Source organism: Streptomyces sp. NBC_00090, assembly GCF_045160815.1.
Classification (GTDB): domain Bacteria; phylum Actinomycetota; class Actinomycetes; order Streptomycetales; family Streptomycetaceae; genus Streptomyces.
Window position 1 is genome coordinate 8,292,522 of record NZ_CP108224.1, and the last position, 23,777, is coordinate 8,316,298.

General features: G+C 73.2%; 19 protein-coding genes and 1 tRNA gene. 13 read left to right on the plus strand and 7 right to left on the minus strand.

The genetic code is table 11. The features are described 5' to 3' along the window. The first annotated feature begins 77 nt into the window (after nt 1-77). Complete coding sequence (locus OG361_RS36860; protein ID WP_405860650.1) at nt 78-419, plus strand: GNAT family N-acetyltransferase; 342 nt, start codon at nt 78-80, stop codon at nt 417-419. A gap of 31 nt (nt 420-450) precedes the next feature. Here the strand turns inward: OG361_RS36860 and OG361_RS36865 are convergent, their stop codons facing one another. From OG361_RS36865 to OG361_RS36875, 3 genes are all read right to left on the minus strand, one after another. Further along, complete coding sequence (locus OG361_RS36865; RefSeq protein WP_405860652.1) at nt 451-1,218, minus strand: YqjF family protein; 768 nt, start codon at nt 1,216-1,218, stop codon at nt 451-453. Nucleotides 1,219-1,367: 149 nt separating this feature from the next. Beyond that, entirely contained in the window at nt 1,368-2,321 is a 954-nt protein-coding gene (locus tag OG361_RS36870) for a LysR family transcriptional regulator (protein ID WP_405860654.1), read from the minus strand. Nucleotides 2,322-2,500: 179 nt separating this feature from the next. Continuing rightward, a complete protein-coding gene (locus OG361_RS36875; RefSeq protein WP_405860656.1) occupies nt 2,501-3,196 on the minus strand; it encodes a type 1 glutamine amidotransferase domain-containing protein in 696 nt (231 codons plus the stop codon). A gap of 341 nt (nt 3,197-3,537) precedes the next feature. Between OG361_RS36875 and OG361_RS36880 the strand changes: the two genes are divergently transcribed. Both OG361_RS36880 and OG361_RS36885 read left to right on the plus strand, forming a co-directional pair. Then, nucleotides 3,538-3,891, plus strand: coding sequence for a hypothetical protein (locus OG361_RS36880; RefSeq protein ID WP_405860658.1), 354 nt, complete (start codon nt 3,538-3,540; stop codon nt 3,889-3,891). Nucleotides 3,892-3,980: 89 nt separating this feature from the next. Beyond that, the gene (locus OG361_RS36885; protein WP_405860660.1) at nt 3,981-4,274 is read left to right on the plus strand and encodes a hypothetical protein; all 294 of its coding nucleotides are present in this window, start codon (nt 3,981-3,983) and stop codon (nt 4,272-4,274) included. A 196-nt stretch (nt 4,275-4,470) separates the two neighbouring features. On the opposite strand, the gene OG361_RS36890 is transcribed toward OG361_RS36885, so the two are convergent. Next, complete coding sequence (locus OG361_RS36890; protein ID WP_405860662.1) at nt 4,471-5,271, minus strand: hypothetical protein; 801 nt, start codon at nt 5,269-5,271, stop codon at nt 4,471-4,473. Nucleotides 5,272-5,431: 160 nt separating this feature from the next. On the opposite strand from OG361_RS36890, the gene OG361_RS36895 reads away from it, so the two are divergent. Together OG361_RS36895 and OG361_RS36900 are read left to right on the plus strand one after the other, a co-directional pair. After that, nucleotides 5,432-5,617 (plus strand): CsbD family protein, encoded by a 186-nt coding sequence (locus OG361_RS36895; RefSeq protein ID WP_405860664.1) that lies wholly within the window; start codon nt 5,432-5,434, stop codon nt 5,615-5,617. Between the two features lie 288 nt (nt 5,618-5,905). Then, nucleotides 5,906-7,357, plus strand: coding sequence for an amidase (locus OG361_RS36900; protein WP_405860666.1), 1,452 nt, complete (start codon nt 5,906-5,908; stop codon nt 7,355-7,357). Between the two features lie 21 nt (nt 7,358-7,378). Here the strand turns inward: OG361_RS36900 and OG361_RS36905 are convergent, their stop codons facing one another. Next, entirely contained in the window at nt 7,379-7,864 is a 486-nt protein-coding gene (locus tag OG361_RS36905; RefSeq protein WP_405860668.1) for a VOC family protein, read from the minus strand. A gap of 293 nt (nt 7,865-8,157) precedes the next feature. Here OG361_RS36905 and OG361_RS36910 point away from each other — a divergent pair, with 293 nt between their 5' ends. The 6 genes from OG361_RS36910 (at nt 8,158) to OG361_RS36935 (ending at nt 15,607) form a co-directional block, all read left to right on the plus strand. Further along, the gene (locus OG361_RS36910; RefSeq protein ID WP_405860670.1) at nt 8,158-9,498 is read left to right on the plus strand and encodes an aminotransferase class V-fold PLP-dependent enzyme; all 1,341 of its coding nucleotides are present in this window, start codon (nt 8,158-8,160) and stop codon (nt 9,496-9,498) included. Continuing rightward, nucleotides 9,483-10,817 (plus strand): ABC transporter substrate-binding protein, encoded by a 1,335-nt coding sequence (locus OG361_RS36915; RefSeq protein ID WP_405860672.1) that lies wholly within the window; start codon nt 9,483-9,485, stop codon nt 10,815-10,817. Before OG361_RS36910 ends, OG361_RS36915 begins: the two co-directional genes overlap by 16 nt. 2 nt (nt 10,818-10,819) lie before the next feature. Continuing rightward, nucleotides 10,820-11,812 (plus strand): carbohydrate ABC transporter permease, encoded by a 993-nt coding sequence (locus tag OG361_RS36920; RefSeq protein ID WP_405860674.1) that lies wholly within the window; start codon nt 10,820-10,822, stop codon nt 11,810-11,812. Beyond that, complete coding sequence (locus tag OG361_RS36925) at nt 11,809-12,624, plus strand: carbohydrate ABC transporter permease (protein ID WP_405860676.1); 816 nt, start codon at nt 11,809-11,811, stop codon at nt 12,622-12,624. The genes OG361_RS36920 and OG361_RS36925 overlap by 4 nt, the downstream gene beginning before the upstream one ends. A gap of 5 nt (nt 12,625-12,629) precedes the next feature. Continuing rightward, nucleotides 12,630-14,513: a glycoside hydrolase family 36 protein gene (locus tag OG361_RS36930; protein ID WP_405860678.1), complete on the plus strand. Its 1,884-nt coding sequence runs from the start codon at nt 12,630-12,632 to the stop codon at nt 14,511-14,513. A 65-nt stretch (nt 14,514-14,578) separates the two neighbouring features. Continuing rightward, nucleotides 14,579-15,607, plus strand: coding sequence for a LacI family DNA-binding transcriptional regulator (locus OG361_RS36935; RefSeq protein ID WP_405860680.1), 1,029 nt, complete (start codon nt 14,579-14,581; stop codon nt 15,605-15,607). 95 nt (nt 15,608-15,702) lie between these two features. On the opposite strand, the gene OG361_RS36940 is transcribed toward OG361_RS36935, so the two are convergent. Together OG361_RS36940 and OG361_RS36945 are read right to left on the minus strand one after the other, a co-directional pair. Then, nucleotides 15,703-18,048 carry a hypothetical protein gene (locus OG361_RS36940; RefSeq protein WP_405860682.1) on the minus strand — a complete coding sequence of 782 codons (2,346 nt, stop codon included), beginning with the start codon at nt 18,046-18,048 and terminating at the stop codon, nt 15,703-15,705. Nucleotides 18,049-18,051: 3 nt separating this feature from the next. After that, a tRNA-Gln gene (locus OG361_RS36945) sits at nt 18,052-18,124 on the minus strand. A 225-nt stretch (nt 18,125-18,349) separates the two neighbouring features. Here OG361_RS36945 and OG361_RS36950 point away from each other — a divergent pair. Further along, entirely contained in the window at nt 18,350-22,312 is a 3,963-nt protein-coding gene (locus tag OG361_RS36950) for a Pls/PosA family non-ribosomal peptide synthetase (RefSeq protein ID WP_405860684.1), read from the plus strand. A gap of 50 nt (nt 22,313-22,362) precedes the next feature. Next, complete coding sequence (locus OG361_RS36955) at nt 22,363-23,700, plus strand: M1 family metallopeptidase (RefSeq protein WP_405862640.1); 1,338 nt, start codon at nt 22,363-22,365, stop codon at nt 23,698-23,700. The last annotated feature ends 77 nt before the right edge of the window (nt 23,701-23,777 follow it).

The following is a 23,777-nucleotide window of genomic DNA, read 5'->3' on the forward strand; positions in this document are numbered from 1 at the left end:
CTTGCACGGTCGCCACTGACCCCGCGGACCCCGCGGGAGCCGGCCCGGCGCCCAGGCCCGATCCGAAAGGCACCACCATGACCCAGCAGGCCGTCACCCCCGTCGTCCGGAACGTGGACCCCCGGCACCGGTACGAGATCCTCGTCGCCGGGGAGCGCGCGGGTCTGACGGCCTACCGCGACCGCGGCGAGCAGCGGGTCTTCTTCCACACCGAGATCGACGACGCCTACGCGGGCCAGGGCCTGGCCTCCGTCCTCGTCGAGGAGGCCCTGACCGATGTGCGCGCCGCCGGCAAGCGCATCGTCCCGGTCTGCCCGTACGTCGCGAAGTTCCTGAAGAAGCACGAGGAGTTCGCCGACATCACCGACGAGGTGACGCCCGAGATCCGGCAGTGGCTGGACGCCGCACTGGCGCGCTGACCCCCGCCCCACCGCCCGGGGAGAGTGCTTCTCAGGGGGTGGGAACGCCGCCGGGACGCAGGCTCGGGCGCCCGAACTCCACCGGGACGCCGGGCGAGTACAGCACGCTCACGGGCGCCCCGACCGGTCGTGGCAGCCCGGCCGCGGCCACCAGGTCCTCCTCGCACGCGACCAGCTCCGCGCGGTGCAACGGCCAGCGCGGGTGCGAGTTCGGGAGGTAGAGCGACCGTCCGAAGAGGGCGGTGTGCATGCCCCAGCGGGCGGTCAGGAAGTGTTCGAGCTCGGTGGGCTCCTCGACGCGGTCCCCGACTCTCAGGACGATCCGGCTCCGCGCGCCGCGCGGTCCGGGCAGCCGCCGGCTGCTGGAGTACGTGACGGTGGCGCCGTCGTGCCGGACGGCCATCCGCGACCAGACGTACGGGAGCCGGAACAGGGCCCGCCCGAGGGCGACGGGGACGAGGCGGGAGGCGTCGAGCGAGCGGAACACCACGCCGCGTCGGCCCTGCGAGTCGACCGAGTAGAGACGGACGTTGGTCTCGGGGAAGCTGCCCAGGTAGGGGACGCCGGGCAGGCGGAACCATCCGACCCGGTGCATCCGGAAGGCGACGAGCCCGACGTACGTCACCCCGTCCAGGGTGTCCGGAACGGTCCCGGGCGGCAGCAGCGGGGCGACGTAGCCGGGGTCGACGGGCCAGTGGAGGAAGGCCAGGTCGAGCCAGGACTGCGTCAGCAGCGGGTTCGGTGTGCCGTGCGGTGGGTCCGGCGTCACGGGTTCCGGGGCGAGCGGCGCGAGCGTCACACCGACAGCATCCCAGAGCCCCGGTACCGGGGCGGCGAACGGGGTCCCCACACGGAAACGGGCCCCACGCGGAAACGGGCCCCCGCGCCGAACGGGTCCCTGCTCCGAGGGAGTCCCCGCTTCGAGCGGGTCCCCGCTCCGGGACGGCGTCACCAGGTGGGGCCGAGGCGGAGGAGATGGTCGCGGACCAGGGTGACGTGCGGGTTGCCGGGGGCCCCGGGGCGCTGGACGAGGTAGGCGGTGTTGATGGGCGGGTCGTCGGTCTCGTGCAGGGTGACCAGCGCGCCGGAGGTGAGTTCGTCGAGGCAGAGGTAGCGGGGCAGGACGGTGAAGCCGGCGCCCGCGGTGACCGTCGACAGGACACCGCGCAGATCGGGGACGGTGACGGCGGCGCGGCGGTTCAGGCGCTCGCCGAAGACGTGCCGCCAGTAGCGGCGGGCGATGGGCAGGTCCTCCGCGTACGAGACCAGCGGAACGCCGTGCAGGACGCCGGGCCCCTCGGTGGTCACCCGGCCGCCGAGGCGCTCGGCCCACTCGGGCGCGGCGACCAGGACGAACTCCTCGTCGAGCAGGGGTACGGCCGTCAGGGCCCGGCCGCGCGGGCGACCGGTGGCGACGACGAGATCGTGGCGGCCGGCCCGGAGCTCGTCGAGGAGGTGGTCGGTGAGACCCGTGGCGACCCGGAGCTGGACCCCGGCCGCCACGAGCGGCGCGAGGGAGGGGAGGACACGCGTACAGAGGAACTCGGCGGGTCCGGCCAGATGGACCGCGGCCGCGGTGCCCGCCGCCGGGCCGTGCCCGGTGGCCGCCAGCAGGGCATCGAGCGGCCCCATGACGCGCGCCGCCAGATCGTGCGCGTACTCCGTCGGGGTGACCCCCCTCGGCAGCCGCGCGAACAGTTCCCGGTCGGCCTGCCGCTCCAGCGCGCGGACCTGCGTGGTCACCGTGGGCTGCGAGATGCCGAGCAGCTGCCCGGCCGCCGTGAACGAGCCGGAGCGGTAGACGGCCAGGAACGTGCGTACGAGATTCAGGTCCAGCGGCGCCGAGTGCGCCGACGGAGGCGCGGCCGCTGCCTCTGACTCGTCGGAATCCCTGTGGCTCACGGATCGAACTCTCCTCGCGGGCGATGGCGGAGGCCGTCCTGCCCCAGGGCCCGGCGCCGTTCCCGGCCGCCGCACGACGGCGCGGGACCGCCGAGCCGGCGGAGGGCGTCGTCCTTGCCGTGTACGGACGGGCGGGCCACTGACCGGGACTCCTGGTCGAGCCGGTCGGCGGACACGGGTCAGGCCAGCTTCTTGAGGACCTCGGCCGCGAGAGGGGCGGAGGAGGCCGGGTTCTGGCCGGTGACCAGGTTGCGGTCGACGACGACGTTCGGTACCCACGGCTCGCCGACCTGAACATCGACTCCGGCCTCGACCAGACGGGTCTCCAGGAGCCACCTGGCCCTGCCGGCGAGCCCGGCCTGCGTCTCCTCGGCGTTGGTGAAGGCGGCGACCCGGTAGCCGGCGAAGGCGTTGGTGCCGTCGGCGTTCGTGGCGGCGAGCAGGGCGGCGGGGCCGTGGCAGACGACGGCGAGGGGCTTGCCCGAGTCGAGGGCGTCGATCAGGATCCGGCCCGAGGCCGGGTCGACGGCGAGGTCCTCCATGGGGCCGTGGCCGCCGGGGTAGAAGACGGCCGCGTACGCGTCGAGGTCCACGTCCTCCAGCGGGATCGGGTGCTGGAGCTCGGAGAGGGAGGCGAGTGCGGCGGCGACCTCGTCGGCACCTTCCTGGCCGCCGTTGACCTCGGGGGCGAGGCTGCCCCGGTCGACGGTGGGGACGACGCCGCCGGGGGTGGCGACGGTGATCTCGTGACCGGCGGCCTTGAACGCCGTGAACGGCGCCACGGCCTCCTCGGCCCAGAAGCCGGTGGGGTGCTTGGTTCCGTCGGCGAGCGTCCAGTGGTCGACGCCGGTCATCACGAAGAGGATCTTGGACATGTGAGTGACTCCGAGGGTGTGGACCGCTTCCGGCCCGGAGGGGATGGGACGCCGCACGGCGACGCCGCTGCGCGGACCGACGCTCCGGACGCGGATCGTCGGTGCGGCGATGTCCTCGAAGCTATGCCCGTTGCCGCCGGGTTTCCAATGAACAATCCAATGCCGGCCATGGGATCTCCGATGGGTTCCCGGGGAATATCCGGCCCACCGGTCCCGACCCGCGGAGCCGTTCACTCGTTCGGCGGTGGAAACCCCGTGGCGGCCGTGTCGGCGGCGCCGGTATCGTCCGGTCCCCCGGCCGGCCGCACCAGCGGCCCGCCCTGCCTCGGAGAACGATTCGCATGACCGCCCGACGAGCGACGACGACCCTGTGGCGCCCCACCGGCCCCGAGGAGCTGGAGCTGGTCCGCGAGCTGGAGTGGCGCGCGTGGCCGCCCCGCCTCCCCGAGCAGCCGATCTTCTACCCGGTCCTCGACGAGGAGTACGCGATCAGGATCGCGCGGGACTGGAACGTGAAGCACAGCGGCGCGGGCTTCGTCACCCGATTCGAGGTCGACGCGGAGTTCCTCCGCCGGTACCCGGTCCAGCAGGCCGGGGGACGGACCATCCTCGAACTGTGGGTGCCGGCCGAGGAGCTGGACGACTTCAACGCCCACATCGTCGGTGAGATCCAGGTCGTCCACGAGTTCCGCTGAGGGGCGCCCCGGCCGTGGCCGGGGCCCCGTTCGGCCGATGGGCGCGGGAGCCGACCGTGTCCGTTGGCACGGCGGTCCGTTGTGAGGGTATGACCTCAACACGACGCATTTCCTCGGTCCTCGCCGTCGCCGCCGCCTTCTCCTGCCTCGGCGCCTCCGCCGCGACCGCCGTCGCCGTCACCGGCCCGCTCGGCCCGCCGGTGAACCCCATCAGCGAGCTCGACGCCCTTGCGACGACCGGCATCCCCGAGGAGTCCCGCGCGCAGTTCCCCGGCATCGCCGAGCAGCTGGGCGGACTCAGCCGGGTGCACGAGCTGCACCAGCTGCACCAGCTCACCGACCAGGCGGCACCGGTCACGGGCCTGCTCCCCGAGATCTCCTGACCCATCCCACGCGTCTCCGGGACACCTGACGTGCCCCACGAGAGAACGGCCGGTGCCCGCAACAGCGGGCACCGGCCGTTCTTCTCTGCGGGACGACCCCGCTGAACCGATCGACGGTCGCCGACCGGCCCGGGGCGACCACGACGTGATCCGCCTCCTGGTCCAGGACCGCGGCTTCGCCCGGTGCCGCTCGTCGTCAGGGCGTCAAGGGCAGCCGTACCGCCTCGATCTCGGAGTCGTTCAGCAGCGCTTCGATCAGGGCCGGGTGTCCGGCGACCTTGGTGGCCCACAGGTCGTAGTCGGTGCACAGGGACCATGAGCGGTCCTCGGCCCAGAGGTTGGACGGGCTGAAGTCGGACTCGGGATTGTCGTACAGGATCGCGGCATCGCCGAGGCGACCCGCACGCACATGGAGGTTGTCGAAGTCGGTGGCCCCGAGCCCCAACGGGTTGTAGTAGGCCAGGCAGCGGGTGTCCGGGCCCGTGGGGCTGTGCTCGGTGAGAATGCCGATCAGCCGGTTCCAGGTCTCGCGGTCCAGGCTCCCCTCGGTGGGCGGGACGATGCCGAGCGGCCAGCTGCCCTCTTTCTTGGCCGAGGGGAAGCAGCGGTACGAGGGCAGCAGCCCGTCGGGCACGACAGGGTCGCCGGTCCGCCGGGCGAGTTCGGCCCAGCGCAGCCGCCGCCAGCCGGGGCCGGGGTGCTCGGCGCGGCCCAGCCCGCCGCCCGTGGCCACGCCCACTGCTTCGAGATCGATGCCCGCGAGGATGTGGGGCCGGCCGCTCCCATCCGCCAGACGCGCCTGCTCGTACTCGTGGTACGACACCTCGGTCGGGCCGTGCTCGTGCTCGTACATGGCGTTGAGCACCCAGGCCGCATCGGGCATCGCCGGCGGCATGAACCCGGTCAGTCCGTCGCCGCACAGCTCCAGCAACCAGTCGGTCACACCGGACCGCGCGAGCGGCCACAGGCCTGACAGCAGGTTCGACTCCTCGGGCATGTGTTCATGATCCCAGTCGCGACCGAGGCCCCGCCAGGGCCCCGGCCGAGGTCCCGGCAGACCGAGGACTCGACGGACGGCCCGCCCGGATCAGCAGGCGCCGCAGCGCGCCCGGATCTAGCGTGGACATGCGACCGATCCACTAGGAAGGATCACTGGCATGAGCAGCGCCATGGACAAAGCCAAGGGCAAGCTCAAGGAGGTGACCGGAAGGATCACCGGCAACAGGCGACTTGAGTCCGAAGGCAGGACCGATCAGGTGAAGACCAAGATCCGCGACACGGTGAAGAGCGCTCGCGAGCACGCCGAGGGCATCAAGGAATCGCTCAAGCGCGACCACAGGTGACTCGGGCGATCTGCCTGTCAGGCACCTCGTCGGCTGCGGCGCGCGAGCAGCAGGCGCTTCCCACCGCATCGCCACGACGAAGGCCGGTACCCCTGTGACCCCGCAGGGGTACCGGCAGGTTCGCGTCTCAGGTACTCGCCATCAGTGGGCGGGAGTGCTCGCGCTGCGTCGAACGGCCGAGATCCCGTCGGCCTGTGACCCATCGAGTCGATGTTTGAAGCGATCTTGGATTTGCGGGTAGTGAATGATGGTGGGCATCCATCCATGCGGTCGGGGGCTGAGGTAGCGGTGACGACTTTCGAGGAACGGACCACGGTGCACGCCTTCCGGGACGACGCCCTGGGGGAGTACGACGCCGTCGGTCTCGCCGCGGCGATCCGGCGGGGCGAGGTCGGGGCCGCCGAGGCCGCCCGGGACGCGGCCGAGCGGGTGAGGGCGGTCGAGGGCCGCCTCCACGCGGTCCAGGTGCACGCCGACCCGGCGGGGCGAGCGACCGGGACGGGGCGCGTCGCCGGAGCGGGAGACGTCGCCGGAGCGGGCGGTGCCTTCGCCGGGGTGCCGACCTTCGTCAAGGACAACACCGACTACCGCGGGCTGCCCACCGGGCACGGCAGCGCGGCCTTCACGCCCCGAGCCGCGCGGCGGGACGCGCCGTTCGCCCGGCAGTTCCTGAGCAGCGGCGTCACCGTGCTCGGCAAGACCCGGCTGCCCGAGTTCGGGTTCAGCCCGACCACGGAGTACGAGGGCGCCGAGCCCGTCCGCAACCCGTGGAACACGGACTACTCGGCGGGTGGTTCGTCGGGCGGCAGCGCGGCGCTCGTCGCGGCCGGCGCGGTCCCGATCGCGCACGCCAACGACGGCGGTGGCTCGATACGCATACCCGCGGCCTGCTGCGGACTCGTCGGCCTCAAGCCGACCCGCGGTCGCGTCGTCGCGAACGCCCAGAGCCGCCAACTGCCCCTGGACATCGTCTCCGACGGCATCGTGAGCCGCTCCGTACGGGACACCGCCGCGTTCCTCGCCGCCGCCGAGCGGTACTGGCGCAACCCGAAGCTGCCGGCCCTGGGGCTGGTCGAGGGCCCCTCGGAGCGACGCTTGCGCATCGGGTACCTGCTGGACTCGCCGAGCGGGGTCCACTCGGACACCGCCACCCGGGCGGCGGTCGCGGAGACCGCGGCGACGCTCGAACGGCTCGGCCACACCGTGGAGCCGGTGGAGATCGCCATCGACCCCCGCTTCACCGACGACTTCCTCACCTACTGGGGCATGCTGTCGTTCCTCGTCGGCGCCGCCGGCCGGACCCTCGGCCCGGACTTCGACCGGCGCCGCATGGACGGCCTCAGCCGGGGGCTGCGCGAGACGTACCGGGAGAACTGGCTGCGCACCCCGGGCGTGCTGCGGAGGCTGAAGCGGACGAGGGAGGCGTACGCGGCGGCGTTCCGCGGGCTCGACCTGGTCCTCTCCCCGGTGCTCGCCCACACGACGCCGCCGATCGGCCGCCTCGGTCCGGACGTTCCCTACGCGACACTGATCGAACGGATCCTCGCGTACGTCGCGTTCACGCCGGTGGACAACGTCGTCGGCACCCCGTCGATCTCGTTGCCCACCGCGACCGCCACGCGGGACGGCCTGCCCGTCGGCGTCATGTTCGCCGGCCGTCCGGGCAGTGAACGGACGCTGCTGGAGGTCGCGTTCGCGCTCGAGGCGGACCGTCCCTTCCGGCGGATCCAGGACGTGTGACGCCGGCCCGTCCGAGGGGGATCACGCGCCCTTCTGCTGAGGATCCATGGACTTCATGGCCTCCTCGGCGCGCTTCCCCATCTCCTCCTCGGGGACGTCCTCGATGTGCGAGGCGACGCTCCAGCGGTGGCCGAACGGGTCCTCGAGCTGACCGGTGCGGTCCCCGTAGAACTCGTCCTTGACCGGGGACAGTTCCTTCGCGCCCTGGGCGAGTGCCTTGGCGAAGACGGCGTCGACGTCCGCCACGTACACGTGCAGGGTGACCGGAGTGCCGCCGATCGCCTTCGGCGAGCGGAATTCCATGTCCGGGTACGGGTCCGCGAGCATCATCACCGAGTTGCCCAGGGCCAGCTCGGCGTGGCCGATCTTGCCGCCCGGGGCGGGCATCCTCATGCGCTCCTCCGCGCCGAGCACGGACACGTAGAAGTCGATCGCGGCCGCGGCTCCGTCGACACAGAGGTACGGCGTGACGCGAGGGTATCCCTCGGGGATGGGCTGGACGGTCACGGTCTCCCGCCTTTCCGGGCAGTGGCGGCCACCGCTGACCGCCGCCTCCGAGCACTGTTATCCCGAACCCCGGGCCGTGCGCCGACGCCGCGCGGCCGGGGGGCGACGGGATGCCCCGAAGGGCGGCGGGCGGCGGGGCCGTTGCCTACTTCGGGCAACCGCTCCAGACAGCTGCTGGGCGCGAGGCGCCGTACCGATGTCGTCCGAACCTCTTGTCGAGGTGACTTGATCTCTCTACTGTGAACCTTCAAATCCCAAGCACGCCACACAGAAGGCTCCTTGAGGGGCAAATTTTGAACGATCAAATTCATCCACGGGCACCCGAGACCGCCACTTGCGCGACTCCGGGTCCGGCCCTCGGTCCGGCTCACGCTCCGGCCCCCGGTCCGGCTCACGCTCCGGCCCTCGGTCCGGCTCACGCTCCGGCCCCCGGTCCGGCCCACGCCCATGGCCCGACGGCGGGCTACCTCGACCACGCGAGGGTCGGCCCGCTCTCCCGCCCGGTCACCACCGCGCTCGCCACCGCCACCGCGCTCGCCACCCGTGCGGCCCCCGCCGACATCGACCGGCTCTTCGCGCTCGGCGACGCGGCCCGGGTCTCGGCGGCCCGGCTCCTCGACGCCCGGCCGCACGAGATCGCGCTCGCCCCGTCCACCAGCAACGGCCTCTTCACCGTGGCCGCCGCGCTCCACGGTCCCGGGACCGTACTGGTGCCCCGGGTCGAGTTCCCCGCCAACCTCTACCCCTGGCTCCGCTTCGCCGGACGCGGCGGACCGGACGTCCGCCTCGTCGACCCGGTCGGGTGGCGCCACATCACCCCCGACCTCCTCCGCCGTCACCTCACGCCCGACGTCACCGCCCTCACGGTCAGCGCCGTCGACTCGCTCACCGGATACGTGGCACCGCTCGCCGCCCTCAAGGAAGTCCTCGGACCGGACCGGCTCCTGATCGTCGACGCCATCCAGGGACTCGGCGCCGTCCCGCTCGAAGCCGACGCCGCCGACGTCCTGGTCGGCGGTGGCCAGAAATGGCTCCGGGCCGGCTGGGGAGCCGCGCTGCTGCTGATCCGCGACCGGTGCGCCGGGCGACTGGCTCCCGGGCTCGGCGGCTGGGCCGGCGTCACGGACCCCTTCGCCGCGCGGCACCCCGCGCCCCCGCTGCCGGGAGCCGCCGCCCACCTCGCGACCAACCCGGACTTCCCGGCCGCGGCGGCCATCGGCGCGGCCGTCGACGACCTGCTCGACCGGGGTGGCCCGGCCGCGGTCGGTGCCCGCATCCGCGCCACCCTCGGCGAGCTGCTCGACCGCGCGCGGCAGGCCGGCGCCGACGTCCTCCTGGACGGGCTCGGCCACCACGAGCGTGCCGGCATCGGCACCTTCCGTCTGCCCGGCCACGACCCCGCCACCGTCCACGGCGCGCTCGAAGCGGCCGGCGTGATCGCCACGCGCCGCGGTGAGTGGATCCGACTCTCTCCCCACGCCTCCACCACGGCCGTGGCGGCGGAGCTGCTCGCCGACGCGCTGCACACGCTCACCCACCCCAACACGCTCACCCACCCCCACACCCTCACCCGCCCCAACGCCCAGTCCCGCCCCAACGCCCAGACCCAGGAGCCGATATGTCCCACCACCTGAGCCGCCGCCAGATGCTCCACCTCGCCACCGCCTCCGCCGCCGGGTTCGGCCTGGCCGCCTGCGGCAGCGGCGGATCGGGCGGCGACACCGCCGGCGCCGACGGCGACAGCGGTCGGATCACCGTCTGGAGCTGGACCACCGCCGCCGAGGCCCTGCGCGGAGTCGTCCCCTCCTTCGAGCGGGACAACCCCGGCATCAAGGTGGAGATCCAGGACGTTGGTGAACCGGCCATCTGGGACAAGATCACCGTCGGACTCGCCTCCGGCGGCAAGGGCCTCGCCGACGTCCTGCACATCGGCGTCGACTACCTGCCCGGCTACATGGAGAAGTTCCCCGAAGGCATCGCCGACCTGTCCAGACTCGGCGCCGACAAGCACAAGGACGCCTTCGTCCAGGGCCTGTGGCCGACCGTCATGGGCAAGGACGGAGCCGCCCACGCCCTCCCGTGGGAGGTCAACCCCCTCGGGCTGTTCTACCGTCACGACTACTTCGAGAAGGCCGATGTCGACCCCGCCTCCATCAGCAGCTGGGACGACCTGATCGCCGCCGGACCGAAGATCCGCGCCGCCACCGGCGCCCAGCTGCTCGGGCTGGACAAGCCCGGCACCACCCAGGACATGGACTTCTTCCAGAACCTGATGCAGCTCCAGGGCGCCTTCTACTTCGACGGCGACGGCAAGGTCACGCTCGCCTCCCCGGCCGCCGTCCAGGCCCTCACCGTCATCAAGCGGCTCAACGACGGCGGCCTCCTCGCCGACACCGCAGGCCAGGGCACCTGGAAGCGTCTGGTCGGCCAGGGGAAGCTCGCCACCGCCCCGGAAGCCGCCTGGGCCGTCGAGTACATGGCCGACAAGTTCTCCGCCCAGAGCGGCAAGTGGCGTGTCATGCAGCCGCCCGCCGCCGTCCCCGGGGGAGGGCGCAGCGCCATCGTCAACTCCACCTACCTGGCCGTCTCCGGCACCAGCAAGCGCCGCAAGGCCGCCTGGCGCTTCATCGAGTACGCGCTCACCAAGCCCGCCGAGATCAACCGGATGTTCAGCTCCGGCGGTGTCTTCCCCGCCCTCAAGGGGGCGTACGCCGACCCGATGTTCAGCGCGCCCCACCCCTTCTACGGCGGTCAGAGCGTGCTGAAGTCCCTCGTCGACTCGCTCGCCTCCGGATCCGGAACGACCAACTTCACCAGCGACTACAGCCGCGCACTGAAGCTCGCCAGCGACGCGCAGAGCCAGGTGCTGCTCAAGGGCGCCGACCCGGCCGAGGCGCTCAAGGCCGCGGCCGCGCAGCTCGCCCAGCAGACCGGCCGGCAGCAGGCGGCCTGATCATGTCCCTCGCCCCATCCGAACGCGCTCCCGCCACCGGGCCCGCGACCGACCTCGCGACCGCCCCCGCGACCGGAGGTCCCGCCGGCCGCGCCGGCCACCGGCGTGCCGGCCGCACCCGCCCGGGCCGGCGCCGGGTGCTGACCCGCGACTCCGTCCCGTACCTGCTGATCATGCCCGCCGTCCTGGGCTTCGCGATCTTCAAGGCGTACCCCATCGCCGCCTCGTTCTGGATCAGTCTCACCACCGGCAACGGCGACGCCTCGCGGTTCGCCGGACTCGCCAACTACCGGCGCCTCCTGAACGACCCGCTGTTCTGGACCGCGCTCAAGAACACCGCGCTCATCCTGGTCGTCCAGGTGCCGCTGATGCTCGGCCTCGCACTCCTCGTCGCCCTCGGCCTCAACTCCACCAAGGTCTGGCTGCGCCCGCTCTGGCGACTCGGCGTCTTCGTCCCGTCGCTGACCGGCCTGGTCGCCGCGGGCGTGATGTTCTCCGTCATCCTCAACCGCGACGCCGGACTGCTGAACTGGGTCCTCTCCCTGTTCGGCATCGACCGGGTGAACTGGCTCGGCAGCTCCTTCTGGGCCCGCGTCGGCGTCGTCCTCGTCATCACCTGGCACTACACCGGCTACAACGCGGTGATGTACCTCGCCGGACTGCAGGGCATCCCCAAGGAGCTGTACGAGGCGGCGATGGTCGACGGCGCCGGACCGGTCCGCCGCTTCCTCTCCATCACCCTTCCCCAGCTGCGGCCGATCCTCCTCCTCACCGTGGTGCTCTCCACCATCGGCACCCTGCAGCTCTTCGACGAGCCGTACGTCCTCACCGGCGGCGGCCCCGACAACGCCACCCTCACGGTCACCATGTACCTCTACAACAACGGCTTCAAGTACTTCGACTTCGGCTACGCCTCGGCCCTCGCCTACGCGCTGGCGCTGATCGTGTCCGTACTCGGCATCCTCCAGGTCCGCCTGATGGGAGAGCGCCGATGAAGCCCCGCGGCCTGTTCCTCACCCTGCTGCTCGCGGGCGCCTTCGGGCTCTGCGTCGGACCCTTCTACTGGCTCGCCATGGCCGCCACCCAGGACGACAAGGACGTGTTCTCCTGGCCGCCGAAGCTGCTGCCCGGCGGCCACCTCATGGAGAACCTCCAAGGTCTCCAGGAGTCCATAGGCCTCACCCGCGTCCTCTTCAACACCGTCCTGGTGGCGGGCGTCCAGACCGTCGGCGCGGTGGTCGTCTCCGTCCTGGCCGGTTACGCCTTCGCCAAGTTCGACTTCCGCGGGCGCAACCTGTTCTTCGTCCTGCTGCTCAGCACCCTGGTCATCCCCGACACGGTGATGCTGATCCCGATCTTCCAGATGATGATGGAACTGGGCCTGATCGACAGCTACCAGTCCGTGATCCTGCCCGGCCTCGTCACCCCGTTCGGCATCTTCCTGATGCGGCAGTCGCTGCGGTCCATGCCCGACGAGCTCCTGGACGCGGCCCGCGTCGACGGCGCCGGCGAACTGCGGGTGCTGTGGCGGATCGTCATTCCCGTCAACCGGCCGATCATCGCGGCGCTCGCGCTGTTCGTCTTCCTCGGCGGCTGGAACCAGTTCGTCTGGCCGCTGATCGCGCTGCGCAGCCCCGAGATGTACACGCTGCCCGTGGCCACCGCCACCCTCCAGGGCCTCGCGACCACCAACTACGCGCAGGTCCTGCTCGCCGGCGCCATCGCCGCGATCCCCGTGATGGCCCTCTTCCTCGTCCTGCAACGCCAGTTCATCTCCGGCCTGCTGGCCGGGGCCACCAAGGAGTGACCACCGTGACCACCGCACCGGACGCCTCCGCACCGGACGCCGCCGCACCGGAGCCCGCCCCCCAGCAGCCCGTCCCGGCCTGGCGTCCGAACGCGCCGACCGGGGAGACTCCCGGCACCGTCGTCCACCGGCAGCTCGCCACCGGCCTGCTCCACTCCACCGGAGCCCCGCTCACCGTCCACTTCACCGGCCTCGGCGGCGACCGGTGGGAGAGCGCCGTCACCCGAGTCGACGGCGGCGTGGCCCTGATCGAGGTCACCGCGGCGGAGCCGGTCACCGTCCGCGCCGAATGGCGGGTCCCGTGCGTCGGGGCCACCGCCTACTGGACCCCGGACACCAACGCCTCCCGCTGGCTGCCGCAGTCCTGGATCGTCCCCCGGACCGTGTCGCTGGCCCTGGGCGCCCCCGTCGCCAGCCTGGTCGGCACCCACGACCGCGCCCTGTGCACCGCCGCCGCGGGGGAGACGGCCGCGCCGGTACGCGTCGGCGCCGGCGTGGTGGAGGAGAGCGGCGAGTTCGCCTTCACCGTCGAGCAGGAGCTCACCCCGGACGGGCCGCCGATGCGCTTGCGCATCGACATCGGCGGCCGTCACTTCGCCGCCACCCTGCAGGCCGTCAGCGACTGGTGGGGCGAGGGGCAGCAGCATCCCGGCGTCGCCCCCGCCGCGCGGATGCCCGCGTACTCCACCTGGTACAGCCTCCATCAGAACGTCGATGCCACCGTCGTCGAACGCCAGGCCGCCCTCGCCGCCGGCCTCGGCATGGAGAGCATCATCGTCGACGACGGCTGGCAGACCGCCGACCGCACCCGCGGCTACGGCCACTGCGGCGACTGGGAGCCCAACACGGCGGCCTTCCCCGACCTCGCGGCGCACGTCGCCGAGGTCCACCGGCTCGGTCTCGCCTACCTCCTCTGGTACGCGGTGCCGTTCATCGGCCGGCACAACGACGCCTGGGACCGCTTCAAGGGCATGATCCTGCGCGAGGTGCCGCAGCTGGACGCGGCCGTGCTCGACCCCCGCCACCCCGAGGTCCGCTCCCACCTGATCGAGAAGATCTCCCGCGCCGTCGAGGAGTGGGACATGGACGGCGTGAAGCTCGACTTCATCGACCTCTTCGCCGTCGCCGACGTGCCGCCCGCGCCCGCCGGCGCGGACCACGACACCATCCACGAAGGCGTACGCCGACTCCTCGCCGACCTCGACGCCCGACTGCGCCGCACCCGGCCCGACGTGATCGTCGAGCACCGCCAGCCGTACGTCAGCCCCGGCCTCCGGCCGTACGCCACCATGGTCCGCACCGTCGACTGCCCGCTCAGCCCCGCCGAGAACCGCCAGCGCATCGTCGACTGCCGGCTCACCGCGGGCCCGCTCGCCGTCCACGCCGACATGATCATGTGGAACTCCGCCGAGACGCCCGAGTCCGTCGCCGTCCACCTCGTCAACGCGCTCTTCTCGGTGCCGCAGATCTCCGTCGACCTCGCCGCCCAGACCCCCGACCAGCTCGCCACCCTGCGCTTCTGGCTCGGCGTCTTCCGCAGGTACGCCGAAGTCCTCCAGCTCGGATCCCTGGAACCCGCGCGCCCGGACCTCGGCTACCCCCTGGTCCGCGCCGGCGACGACCGCACCACCGTGGTCGCCCGCTACGCGCCGCTGCCCGTCGCCCTCCCGGACCGGAACGCCACGGACGGCGCGCAGACCCTGCTCGTCGCCAACGCGGACGGCGACCCCGTCGTGTTGCTGACCACCACCCGGCCGGAACGGGCCCTCGCCCGCGTCCAGGACTGCCGTGGTGAGATCCTGTCCGAGACCGTGCTCGACCTCGTCGCCGGGGCGAACCCGGTGACCGTGCCGACCGGCGGCCTGCTCACCCTGACCCGCGAGCACTGACGACCGGGGGCTGTGGGCGGCCGCCCGCCGCCCACAGCCCGCCGCCGACAGCCGACAGAGGAACGATGACCGCTCGACAGGTGACCATCGAGGACGTCGCACGCACGGCGGGAGTGTCCCGCCAGACCGTCTCGAACGCCCTCAACGCCCCCCACCGGCTGCGCGCCAGCACCCTCGCCCGGGTCACGGCCGCCATCGACGAACTCGGCTACCAGCCCGACCAGTCCGCCCGCAGCCTGCGCACCGGCACCCGCAAGGTCATCGGCTACCCCGCCCCCGCCGACAACCCCGCCGACCCCAACCCCCTGATGGGCGGCTTCCTCCAGGCCCTGGTGACCGCCGCGGACGCGGTCGGCCACCGCATCCTGGTGTTCCGCTGCGATCCCCAGCAGGGTGCCGGCGCGGTCGCCAAGTCCTTCAACGGCCTGATCGCGGCCCGTCAGGTCGACGGATTCGTCCTCTCCGACGTCATCCACGACGACCCCCGCGTCGACGCGCTGACCGAGGCCGGGTTCCCGTTCGCCGCCTTCGGGCGGACCGCCCCCGGCCGCCCGCAGAACTGGGTGGACATCGACTCCGTCGCCGCCACCGCCGACCTGGTCGGACTCCTGCTCGACCAGGGCCACCGCCGGATCTGCTACGTCAACTCCGCAGCCTCCCTGCCCTGGCTCGCCGACCGCAGGTCCGGTTTCCTGCAGGCCGCCGCGGCCGCCCCCGACGGCGCCTTCGAGGTCGGCGTCCCCGACGACGACCCGGCCGCGCTCGCCCATGCCGTACAGCGGCTGCTCATCGGCCCCGACCGCCCCACCGCGCTGGTCTGCGCGAGCGACTGGCTCGCCCTGACCGCCTACCAGGCCGTTCGCGCGGCGGGCCTCACCGTCGGCGACGACGTCGCCGTCACCGGCTTCAACGACATACCGCTCTGTACGCTCCTCCAGCCCCCGCTCAGCAGCGTGCGTCTGCCCCTGGCCGGCATCGCCCACGCCCTCGTCACCCGGCTGATCGCCGCCGTCGAAGACCCCGCCACCATCCCGGCGGACGGGCTGCTGCTCCCCGCGGAGCGGGTCGTACGCGGCAGCACACCGGAACGGTAGCGGCCCGCCCATCGGGCACCCACCGGCCACCGCACCCGCACCAGGCACCGCCTCGGACGCCCTCCGGCCGGGCCCCGTCACGCCCGGGAGACGTGTCAGACCGTGGGAGCCCGGCCGAACCAGTGCGGTCCCGTGGTCCAGCCGAGGAAGCGGCGGCCGGTGCCCGAATCCGCCGAGCCACCCGCCGCGGCCTGCCGCAGGCCGGTCAGGGCCGGGGCGAGACGGGCCGCGACATGGGCGGGGTGCCGGGCCGCCTCCTCGTCGAGCCGGGCGATCGCCCGCGCCTGCTCCTCACCTCCACAGAGCGACAGGTGGAACACCATGTGGCGCCAGGCGTAGGCCGCGTCCTTGATGGTGGACAGCGGGCGGGGATGGTGGGGCAGCCGCTCGGCCAGCCGGCACACGGTGGCGAAGCTTCGCAGGGCCAGGTCGTCCCAGCCGGGCGCGGGGCTGATGCCGATCGGGCCGGCCAGGGTGGCCAGGTTGTGGGTCGTGAGGATCTGGGCCTGCTCGATCACCATGCCGTTGGCCGCCACCGACCAGCCCCCCGAGTCGCCGGCGCGCTCGGCGCACAGCTTCGCGAAACCGGGAGAGGTACGCGGCCGGTCGCCTCGGGCCCGCGCCGCGTCGGCCTCGACGATCGCGAGCTCGTGGACCGCGGCGTAGTCGACGGCGTAGTAGCGCTCGTACAGCGTGCCGCCGAGCAGCTCCCCGGCGACCTGGGCCGCCGTGAGGAACTTCGGCGAGAAGGCGCCCATGAAGATGTCCGCCGCCAGCTCCTCCACGAGCGGCGCCCCCACATCCGCCTGCCGTGCGAGCACGCCGAGTTCGCGGACGAGCGGGTTGGGCAGCAGCGTGCCGGGGAACGCCTGCACGGCCAGCTCACCGAGCCGGCGCAGCGCGGCGCCCGCGGGCTCCCGGCCGTCCTTGTCCGCGCGATGTCCCGAGACCGCTCGCACCCAGGGCAGCTCGTCGACGCGTACCTGCTGAGCGAGATCGAGCAGGAGCAGCGACCGGCGGTTGCGGAACGCCCGGTAGTGCGCGGACATCAGCGTCCGCAGTGCCTCGTCCGGGTAGGCCAGCGCACTCGTCGCGGCGACCAGCTGCGGCACCAGCTCGGCCAGGACCTCCGCCGAGGGCACCACCCCGCGCTCCACGAGCGTTTCGATCGGCGCGCTCAGCGCGGCCTCCACCACCTGCCGGACCGCCGCCGGGACCGCCGCGCCGACGGGCAGCCCCGACTCCGCCGCCTCGCGCGCCGAGACGTCCGCGACCAGCGGCGCCACGTCGGCCACCCCCACGTCCTGCGGAAGCCCGGACAACCGGCGCAGCACCACCTGCGCGAGCGCGTGGTACGAGGGCGCGGCCGCCTGAGCCGCCTGCCGGGTGCGCAGCTCCGTGTGCCGCCCCGAACCCGGCAGGCCCCGGCGCCGCACCATCGAATCCACCGCGTGCCGCAGCAGCCCGAGCCGGCGGGCGTCCAGCGGCCGACCGGCGACGGTCTCCTCCAGGGCGCCCCGCAGAATGCCCAGGTTCTCCTTCGGATCGCGGTGCTTGGTACAGCGCGGGTGGGCGGCGGCGAGGTCCCGGTACCGGAGCAGCAGGGCAGCGCCGCGCTCCCGCCAGGCGTCGTCCGGCCCGAGGGCCGTCACCCGGCCGTCTCCGAAGGCCTCCGGCGTCCGGCCGTCCCCGACGGTCTCCGGCACCCGGCCGTCGCCGGCCGTCTCCAGCCAGTGCGAGAGCAGTTCGTCGCCGAACGGCTGCCAGACGGTCAGCGCCTCGGTCTGGGCCTCCACCGCGGGGTTGGGCCTCCGCCGCGCCAGCGACGCACCGGCGTCGCCGACGGTCCGGCGGTGCACGGCGGGGGCGTCCGCGGTGGGCTGCGTGCCGGGCCGGGGCGTGAAGCGCAGTCGGCCGGCGAACGGTTCGAGTACGTCGACGAGCTCCACCGCCCGCTCGATGTCCCCGGCGCGGGCCAGCCACGCGACGGTGAGCAGGGCGCCCTCCTCGGGCACGGTGATCTCGTAGCGGCCGCTGTCGAGCAGGCCGTACAGCCGCTCCAGGCCCGCGTCGGTGAGGCAGTGCGCGAAGAGCGCCGCGCGCTCGGCGGGCACCCCCGCCCGGACCGCGAGCTCGCGCTCGTACGGCTGGAGCGGGCCCTCGGCGCTCGCGGCCGAGGTGGCGAAACCACCCCGGACGACCTCCGGGGTGACCCAGGCGGGGAGCCCGGCCACCGGGGTGCGGGAGCCGATCGCCAGCCGGCCCTCGGCCATTCCGGCGAGTACGGAACGCCAACGCCCGGCACGGCTCGCGGCCCGGCGCCGGGTCTCGGCGTCGCCGTGGGTGTACGAGGTCAGAAGGGCCCGGGCCAGCTGCCCCTGCGGGTAGGCCGTGGAGGTGCCGGATCCGGTCGAGTGCTGCTGCTCAGCGTCGTCATCCATAAGCCGACGTGGCAGGTTCCGCCCCTGCGCCCTCCGGGTCCAGAGCCCGGTGCTCTCCTGACTGAGCTACACGCCGATGGACGTGACACTAGGAGCCCCCCGGAGTGCGGACAACCGGTTTTCCCGGTCCCCGCTCCCCGGCCCAATACCGTTCCCTCCCGGCCACGCGCAAGGCGTAGCCGAGGATTTCGTTGTTGACGCACTAGACTGACGGGCTGTTTGGCGCCTGAGCGGAACAACCTGGGCAAACCCGGGCTCCGCGGGCGACCCGGACGTTCCCGGGAGCGAGACGCGAGGGCCGATGGCAGCCACACCTGAGCGCGGTGAAGACACTCTGCTGGACGAAAGGGAGTCGCCCGAGGAATCCGGCAAGTCCGCCCGGTTCACCGCCGGACCCGCCGCACCGATGCGCACCCTGGTCGACGTCTTCGAGGCATCCGTACGGGCGTACCCCGACGAACTCGCCCTGGACGACGGGACCGAGCAGCTGACCTACCGGGCGCTGGCCGCCGAGGTCGAGCGGCGCCGGCGCGCCCTCGCGGCCGCCGGGGTGGGACTCGGTGACCGGGTCGGCGTCCGTGTGCCGTCCGGGAGGAACGAGCTGTACGTTGCGGTCCTCGCCGTGCTCGCCGCGGGCGCCGCCTATGTGCCGGTCGACGCCGAGGACCCCGACGAGCGGGCCGAGCTGGTCTTCGGCGAGGCGGGGGTACGGGCCGTGCTGGGCGCCGAGGAGCGCATCGACGCCTTCCACGCCATCGATGCCACAGACGCCACAGAGGCCATCGACGCCATCGACGCCGAGCACCGCGACGGCGGCGCGCGGCCGGGCGCCGCGCGACCAGGCCCCGAGCACGACGCCTGGATCATCTTCACCTCCGGCTCCACCGGCAGGCCCAAGGGCGTCGCCGTCAGCCACCGCAGCGCCGCCGCCTTCGTGGACGCCGAGGCCGCGCTCTTCCTCACCGACGACCCCATCGGCCCCGGCGACCGGGTCATGGCCGGGCTGTCCGTCGCCTTCGACGCCTCCTGCGAGGAGATGTGGCTCGCCTGGCGCTACGGCGCCTGCCTCGTGCCCGTACCCCGCTCCCTGGTCCGCAGCGGCGCCGACCTCGGCCCCTGGCTGCTGGAGCAGGAGATCACGGTCGTCTCCACCGTGCCCACGCTGGCCGCGCTCTGGGAGCCCGAGACCCTCGACGAGGTCCGGCTGCTGATCTTCGGCGGCGAGGCCTGCCCGCCCGAGCTGACCCAGCGTCTGGTCACCGAGGGCCGCGAGGTGTGGAACACCTACGGTCCCACCGAGGCCACCGTCGTCAGCTGCGCCTCCCTCCTCACCGGCGAGGAGCCGATCCGGATCGGTCTCCCGCTCGACGGCTGGGAACTGGCCGTCGTCGACGAGTCCGACGAGCCGGTGCCCATGGGCGGCAGCGGCCAGCTCGTGATCGGCGGCGTCGGTCTCGCCCGCTACCTCGACGCCGAGAAGGACGCCGAGAAGTACGCCCCCCTGGAGTCCCTCGGCTGGCAGCGCGCCTACCGCAGCGGCGATCTCGTCCGCGCGGAGCCGGAGGGGCTGGTCTTCCTCGGCCGCGCCGACGAGCAGATCAAGCTCGGCGGCCGGCGGATCGAGTTGGGCGAGGTGGACGCCGCACTGCACGCCCTGCCCGGCGTCGCCGGCGCCGCCGCGGCCGTGCGTACGGCCCGCGGCGGGAACCAGCTGCTCGTCGGCTACCTGGTCACCCAGGAGGGCTGGGACCACGCGGCGGCGGTCGAGCGGCTGCGCGCCGAACTGCCCGCGGCCCTCGTGCCGCTGCTCGCACCGGTCGACGAACTGCCGACCCGCACCTCCGGCAAGGTGGACCGGAACGCCCTGCCCTGGCCGCTGCCCGAACTGGAGACCACCGGCCCCGCCGAGCAGCTGTACGGCACGGAGGCGTGGCTGGCCGAGCAGTGGAGCGAGATCCTCGGCGTGACCGTCACCGGCCCCGCCGACGACTTCTTCGCGATCGGCGGCAACAGCCTCGCCGCCGCCCAGCTCACCACCCGGCTGCGCACCCGCTACCCGAGCGCGGCCGTCTTCGACATCTACCAGCAGCCCACCCTGCGCAAGCTGGCCAGGAGGCTGGAGAAGTTCGTCCAGGACGACGGCGTCGCCCGGACGGTGGCGCCGGTTCCGCTGAGCTCCCAGGTGGTGCAGTCGCTCCTGCTCCTCCCGCTGTACACCCTCGTCGGTCTGCGCTGGACGGTGTCCCTGCTGGCCCTGGGCAACGTCCTGCACTGGTTCGGTCCCTACCCGTGGGCGCCGACCGCTTCGTGGTGGCTCGTCGCCGCCGGTGCGGCCGTGCTCCACAGCCCGCCCGGCCGCCTCGCGATCGCCGCGGGCGGCGCGCGCCTGCTGCTGCGCGGAGTGAAGGCGGGACGGTACCCGCGCGGCGGGAGCGTCCATCTGAGGCTGTGGACGGCCGAGCGGCTCGCCGAGTTCGCCGGCGCCACCTCGCTCACCGGATCCTGGCTCGAGCGGTACGCGCGCGCTCTCGGCGCCAGGATCGGCCCCGACGTGGACCTGCACTCCCTGCCCCCGGTCACCGGCATGCTCAAGCTCGGCCGAGGCTGTGCCGTGGAGTCCGAGGTGGACCTCTCCGGGCACTGGCTCGACGGCGACCGCCTGGAGATCGGCCCGGTCAAGGTCGGCGCGGGCGCCGTGGTCGGCACCCGCAGCATCCTCTTCCCCGGCGCGCGGGTCGGCAAGCGGGCCGAAGTGGCGCCCGGATCCGCGGTGGTCGGACAGATCCCGACCGGCCAGCGCTGGGCCGGAGCGCCCGCGGGCAAGCTCGGCAAGGCCAAGCGGAACTGGCCCAAGGAGCGCCCGCCGCGTGCCTTCCACTGGCGTGCCCTGTACGGAGCGGCCGGCTTCGGCCTCACCGCCCTGCCCGTGCTCGCCGCGCTGCCCGCCCTGCTCGTGGCGAGCCGGTTCGTACCGGCCGACGCCGGGCTCGCCGAGGCGCTGCGCGGTGCGCTGCTCGCCGTCGTGCCCGGGGCGCTCGCCTTCGGGTTCGCGTACGCGCTGCTCCTGCTGGTCTCCGTACGGCTGCTCAGCGTCGGGCTGCGGACCGGGATCCACCCGACGCACAGCCGGGTCGGCTGGCAGGCCTGGACGGTGACCCAGCTGATGGATCTCTCGCGGGAGACCCTCTTCCCGCTGTACGCCGGGCTGATCACCCCGGTGTGGCTGCGGCTGCTCGGGATGAGGATCGGGCGCGGCGCCGAGGTGTCCACGGTCCTCGCGCTGCCCAGCCTCACCACCGTGGGCGACGGCGCGTTCCTCGCCGACGACACCCTGACCGCACCGTACGAACTGGGCGGTGGCTGGGTGCGGATCGGGCACTCCGAGATCGGCCGGCGGGCGTTCCTCGGCAACTCGGGCATGACCGCGCCGGGGCGGACCGTGCCGGACGACGGGCTCGTCGGCGTCCTGTCCGCCACCCCGAAGAAGGCCAAGAAGGGCAGCTCGTACCTGGGCCTGCCACCGGTGCGGCTGCCGCGGTCCGCCGCCGACGCCGACCGGAGCCGGACGTACGACCCGCCCGCACGCCTGCTGTGGGCGCGGGGTCTGGTGGAGCTGTGCCGGCTCGTCCCCGTGTTCTGCTCGGCCGCGCTGGCCGTCCTGACCGTGGCGGCGCTCTGCGCGCTGGCCGCGGCGAGCGGTTCCGGCCTCTGGGGAGCCGCGCTGCTGTCCGGGGTGACCCTGCTCGCCGCCGGGGCGGCCGCGTGCCTGGTCTCCATGGCCGCGAAGTGGCTCCTGGTGGGCCGGCACAGGACGGGCGAGCACCCGCTGTGGAGCGGCTTCGTGTGGCGCAACGAACTGGCCGACACCTTCGTCGAGGTCCTGGCCGTGCCCTGGCTGGTCGGCTCGGTGCCCGGCACTCCGCTGCTGACCCTCTGGCTCCGCGGGCTCGGGGCCCGGATCGGCCGGGGCGCGTGGTGCGAGAGCTACTGGCTGCCGGAGACCGACCTGGTGGTGCTGGGTGATGCCGTCAGCGTGAACCGCGGTTGTGTCTTGCAGACGCACCTCTTCCACGACCGGATCTTGAGGACGGATACTGTGGTCCTCCGTGAGGGCGCCACCCTGGGTCCGGGCGGAATCGTCCTCCCGGGGAGCACGGTCGGGGCCCGCAGCACACTGGGTCCCGCCTCTCTCGTGATGGCCGGGGAATCCGTCCCCGCCGACTCCCGCTGGCTGGGCAATCCGATCGAGGCGTGGCGGTCCTGAAGGGGGCCACGGCGTACGAGCACAGCACAGCGCAGGGAGCGGAAGCGGCAGTGAGCGGCCAGCAGGCAGGGGCATCGGACCCGTACTTTCCGGCCAGCGGTGACTCCCGCTACCGGGTGCACCGGTACGAGATCGCCCTGGAGTACCGTCCCGGCCCCAACCGGCTGGCCGGGACGGCCCGGCTCAGCGTGATCGCCGGACGCGCGCCGCTCACCGAGTTCCACCTCAACCTGGCCGAGTTCAAGGTCGGCCGGGTCCTGGTGGACGGCCGGGCGCCGCTCTACTCCCACCGGGGCGGCAAGCTCCGCGTCCGGCCGGTCAAGCCGCTGCCGGCCGGCGCCGCCTTCACGGTGGAGGTGCACTGGGCGGGCAACCCCAAGCCGGTGCGCAGCCCCTGGGGAGGCCTCGGCTGGGAGGAGCTCACCGACGGCGCGCTGGTGGCCAGCCAGCCGGTCGGCGCGCCCTCCTGGTACCCCTGCAACGACCGCCCGGCGGACAAGGCCTCGTACCAGATCTCGGTCAACACACCGTCCGCCTACACCGTGGTGGCCGGTGGACGGCTCCTCACCCGCACGACGAAGGCCTCCACGACCACCTGGGTGTACGAGCAGCCCGCGCCGACCTCCAGCTATCTGGTCGGCCTCTCCATCGGCATGCACCACACGGTGCTGCTCGGCGACCCGGGGCTCGGCGGTGTGCCGCAGAGCGCCCACGTGCCGGCGCACCTCCTCGCGCGCTTCTCCCGCGACTTCGCCCGTCAGCCGGCCATGATGCAGCTGTTCGAGGAACTGTTCGGGCAGTATCCCTTCGGCGAGTACGCGGTGGTCGTGGCCGACGAGGAGCTGGACGTCCCGGTGGAGGCCCAGGGCCTCTCCCTGTTCGGCGTCAACCACGTGGACGGCGCTCGGGGTTCGGAGCGCCTGATCGCCCACGAGCTCGCGCACCAGTGGTTCGGCAACAGCGTGACCATCGCCGACTGGCGGCACATCTGGCTCAACGAGGGCTTCGCGAAGTACGCCGAATGGCTCTGGTCCGAGCGCTCCGGCGGCCGCACGGCGCACGCGCTGGCGGTCTCCGCCCACCGGATGCTGGCCTCGCAGCCGCAGGACCTGCGGCTCGCGGACCCGGGACGCAAGCTGATGTTCGACGACCGCCTCTACGAGCGCGGGGGACTGGCCGTGCACGCGATCCGCCGCGCCCTGGGTGACGGGGCCTTCTTCCGCATGCTGCGGGACTGGGCCACCGTGCACCGCCACGGAGTGGTGAGCACCCGCGACTTCACCACTCACGTGTCCCGTTACGCGGCGGAGCCCCTGGACGAGCTGTTCGCGGCCTGGTTGTACGAGCCGTCCCTCCCGCCGCTGCCCTCGCCGCCCTCGCTGGCGTAGCCGTCGGTCTCGTCGCAGGTGACGGTGTTGGGCAGGAGCCATCCGGCGAGCCGGCCGCCGTCGTTGCCGGCCCGTCG

What these genes read in the sequence shown, in the direction of transcription:
- OG361_RS36860 (WP_405860650.1), top strand. Translation starts at nt 78, where the DNA reads ATGACCCAGCAGGCCGTCACCCCCGTCGTCCGGAACGTGGACCCCCGG.
- OG361_RS36875 (WP_405860656.1), bottom strand. Translation starts at nt 3,196, where the DNA reads ATGTCCAAGATCCTCTTCGTGATGACCGGCGTCGACCACTGGACGCTC.
- OG361_RS36880 (WP_405860658.1), top strand. Translation starts at nt 3,538, where the DNA reads ATGACCGCCCGACGAGCGACGACGACCCTGTGGCGCCCCACCGGCCCC.
- OG361_RS36885 (WP_405860660.1), top strand. Translation starts at nt 3,981, where the DNA reads ATGACCTCAACACGACGCATTTCCTCGGTCCTCGCCGTCGCCGCCGCC.
- OG361_RS36890 (WP_405860662.1), bottom strand. Translation starts at nt 5,271, where the DNA reads ATGCCCGAGGAGTCGAACCTGCTGTCAGGCCTGTGGCCGCTCGCGCGG.
- OG361_RS36895 (WP_405860664.1), top strand. Translation starts at nt 5,432, where the DNA reads ATGAGCAGCGCCATGGACAAAGCCAAGGGCAAGCTCAAGGAGGTGACC.
- OG361_RS36915 (WP_405860672.1), top strand. Translation starts at nt 9,483, where the DNA reads ATGTCCCACCACCTGAGCCGCCGCCAGATGCTCCACCTCGCCACCGCC.
- OG361_RS36920 (WP_405860674.1), top strand. Translation starts at nt 10,820, where the DNA reads ATGTCCCTCGCCCCATCCGAACGCGCTCCCGCCACCGGGCCCGCGACC.
- OG361_RS36925 (WP_405860676.1), top strand. Translation starts at nt 11,809, where the DNA reads ATGAAGCCCCGCGGCCTGTTCCTCACCCTGCTGCTCGCGGGCGCCTTC.
- OG361_RS36935 (WP_405860680.1), top strand. Translation starts at nt 14,579, where the DNA reads ATGACCGCTCGACAGGTGACCATCGAGGACGTCGCACGCACGGCGGGA.
- OG361_RS36940 (WP_405860682.1), bottom strand. Translation starts at nt 18,048, where the DNA reads ATGGATGACGACGCTGAGCAGCAGCACTCGACCGGATCCGGCACCTCC.
- OG361_RS36950 (WP_405860684.1), top strand. Translation starts at nt 18,350, where the DNA reads ATGGCAGCCACACCTGAGCGCGGTGAAGACACTCTGCTGGACGAAAGG.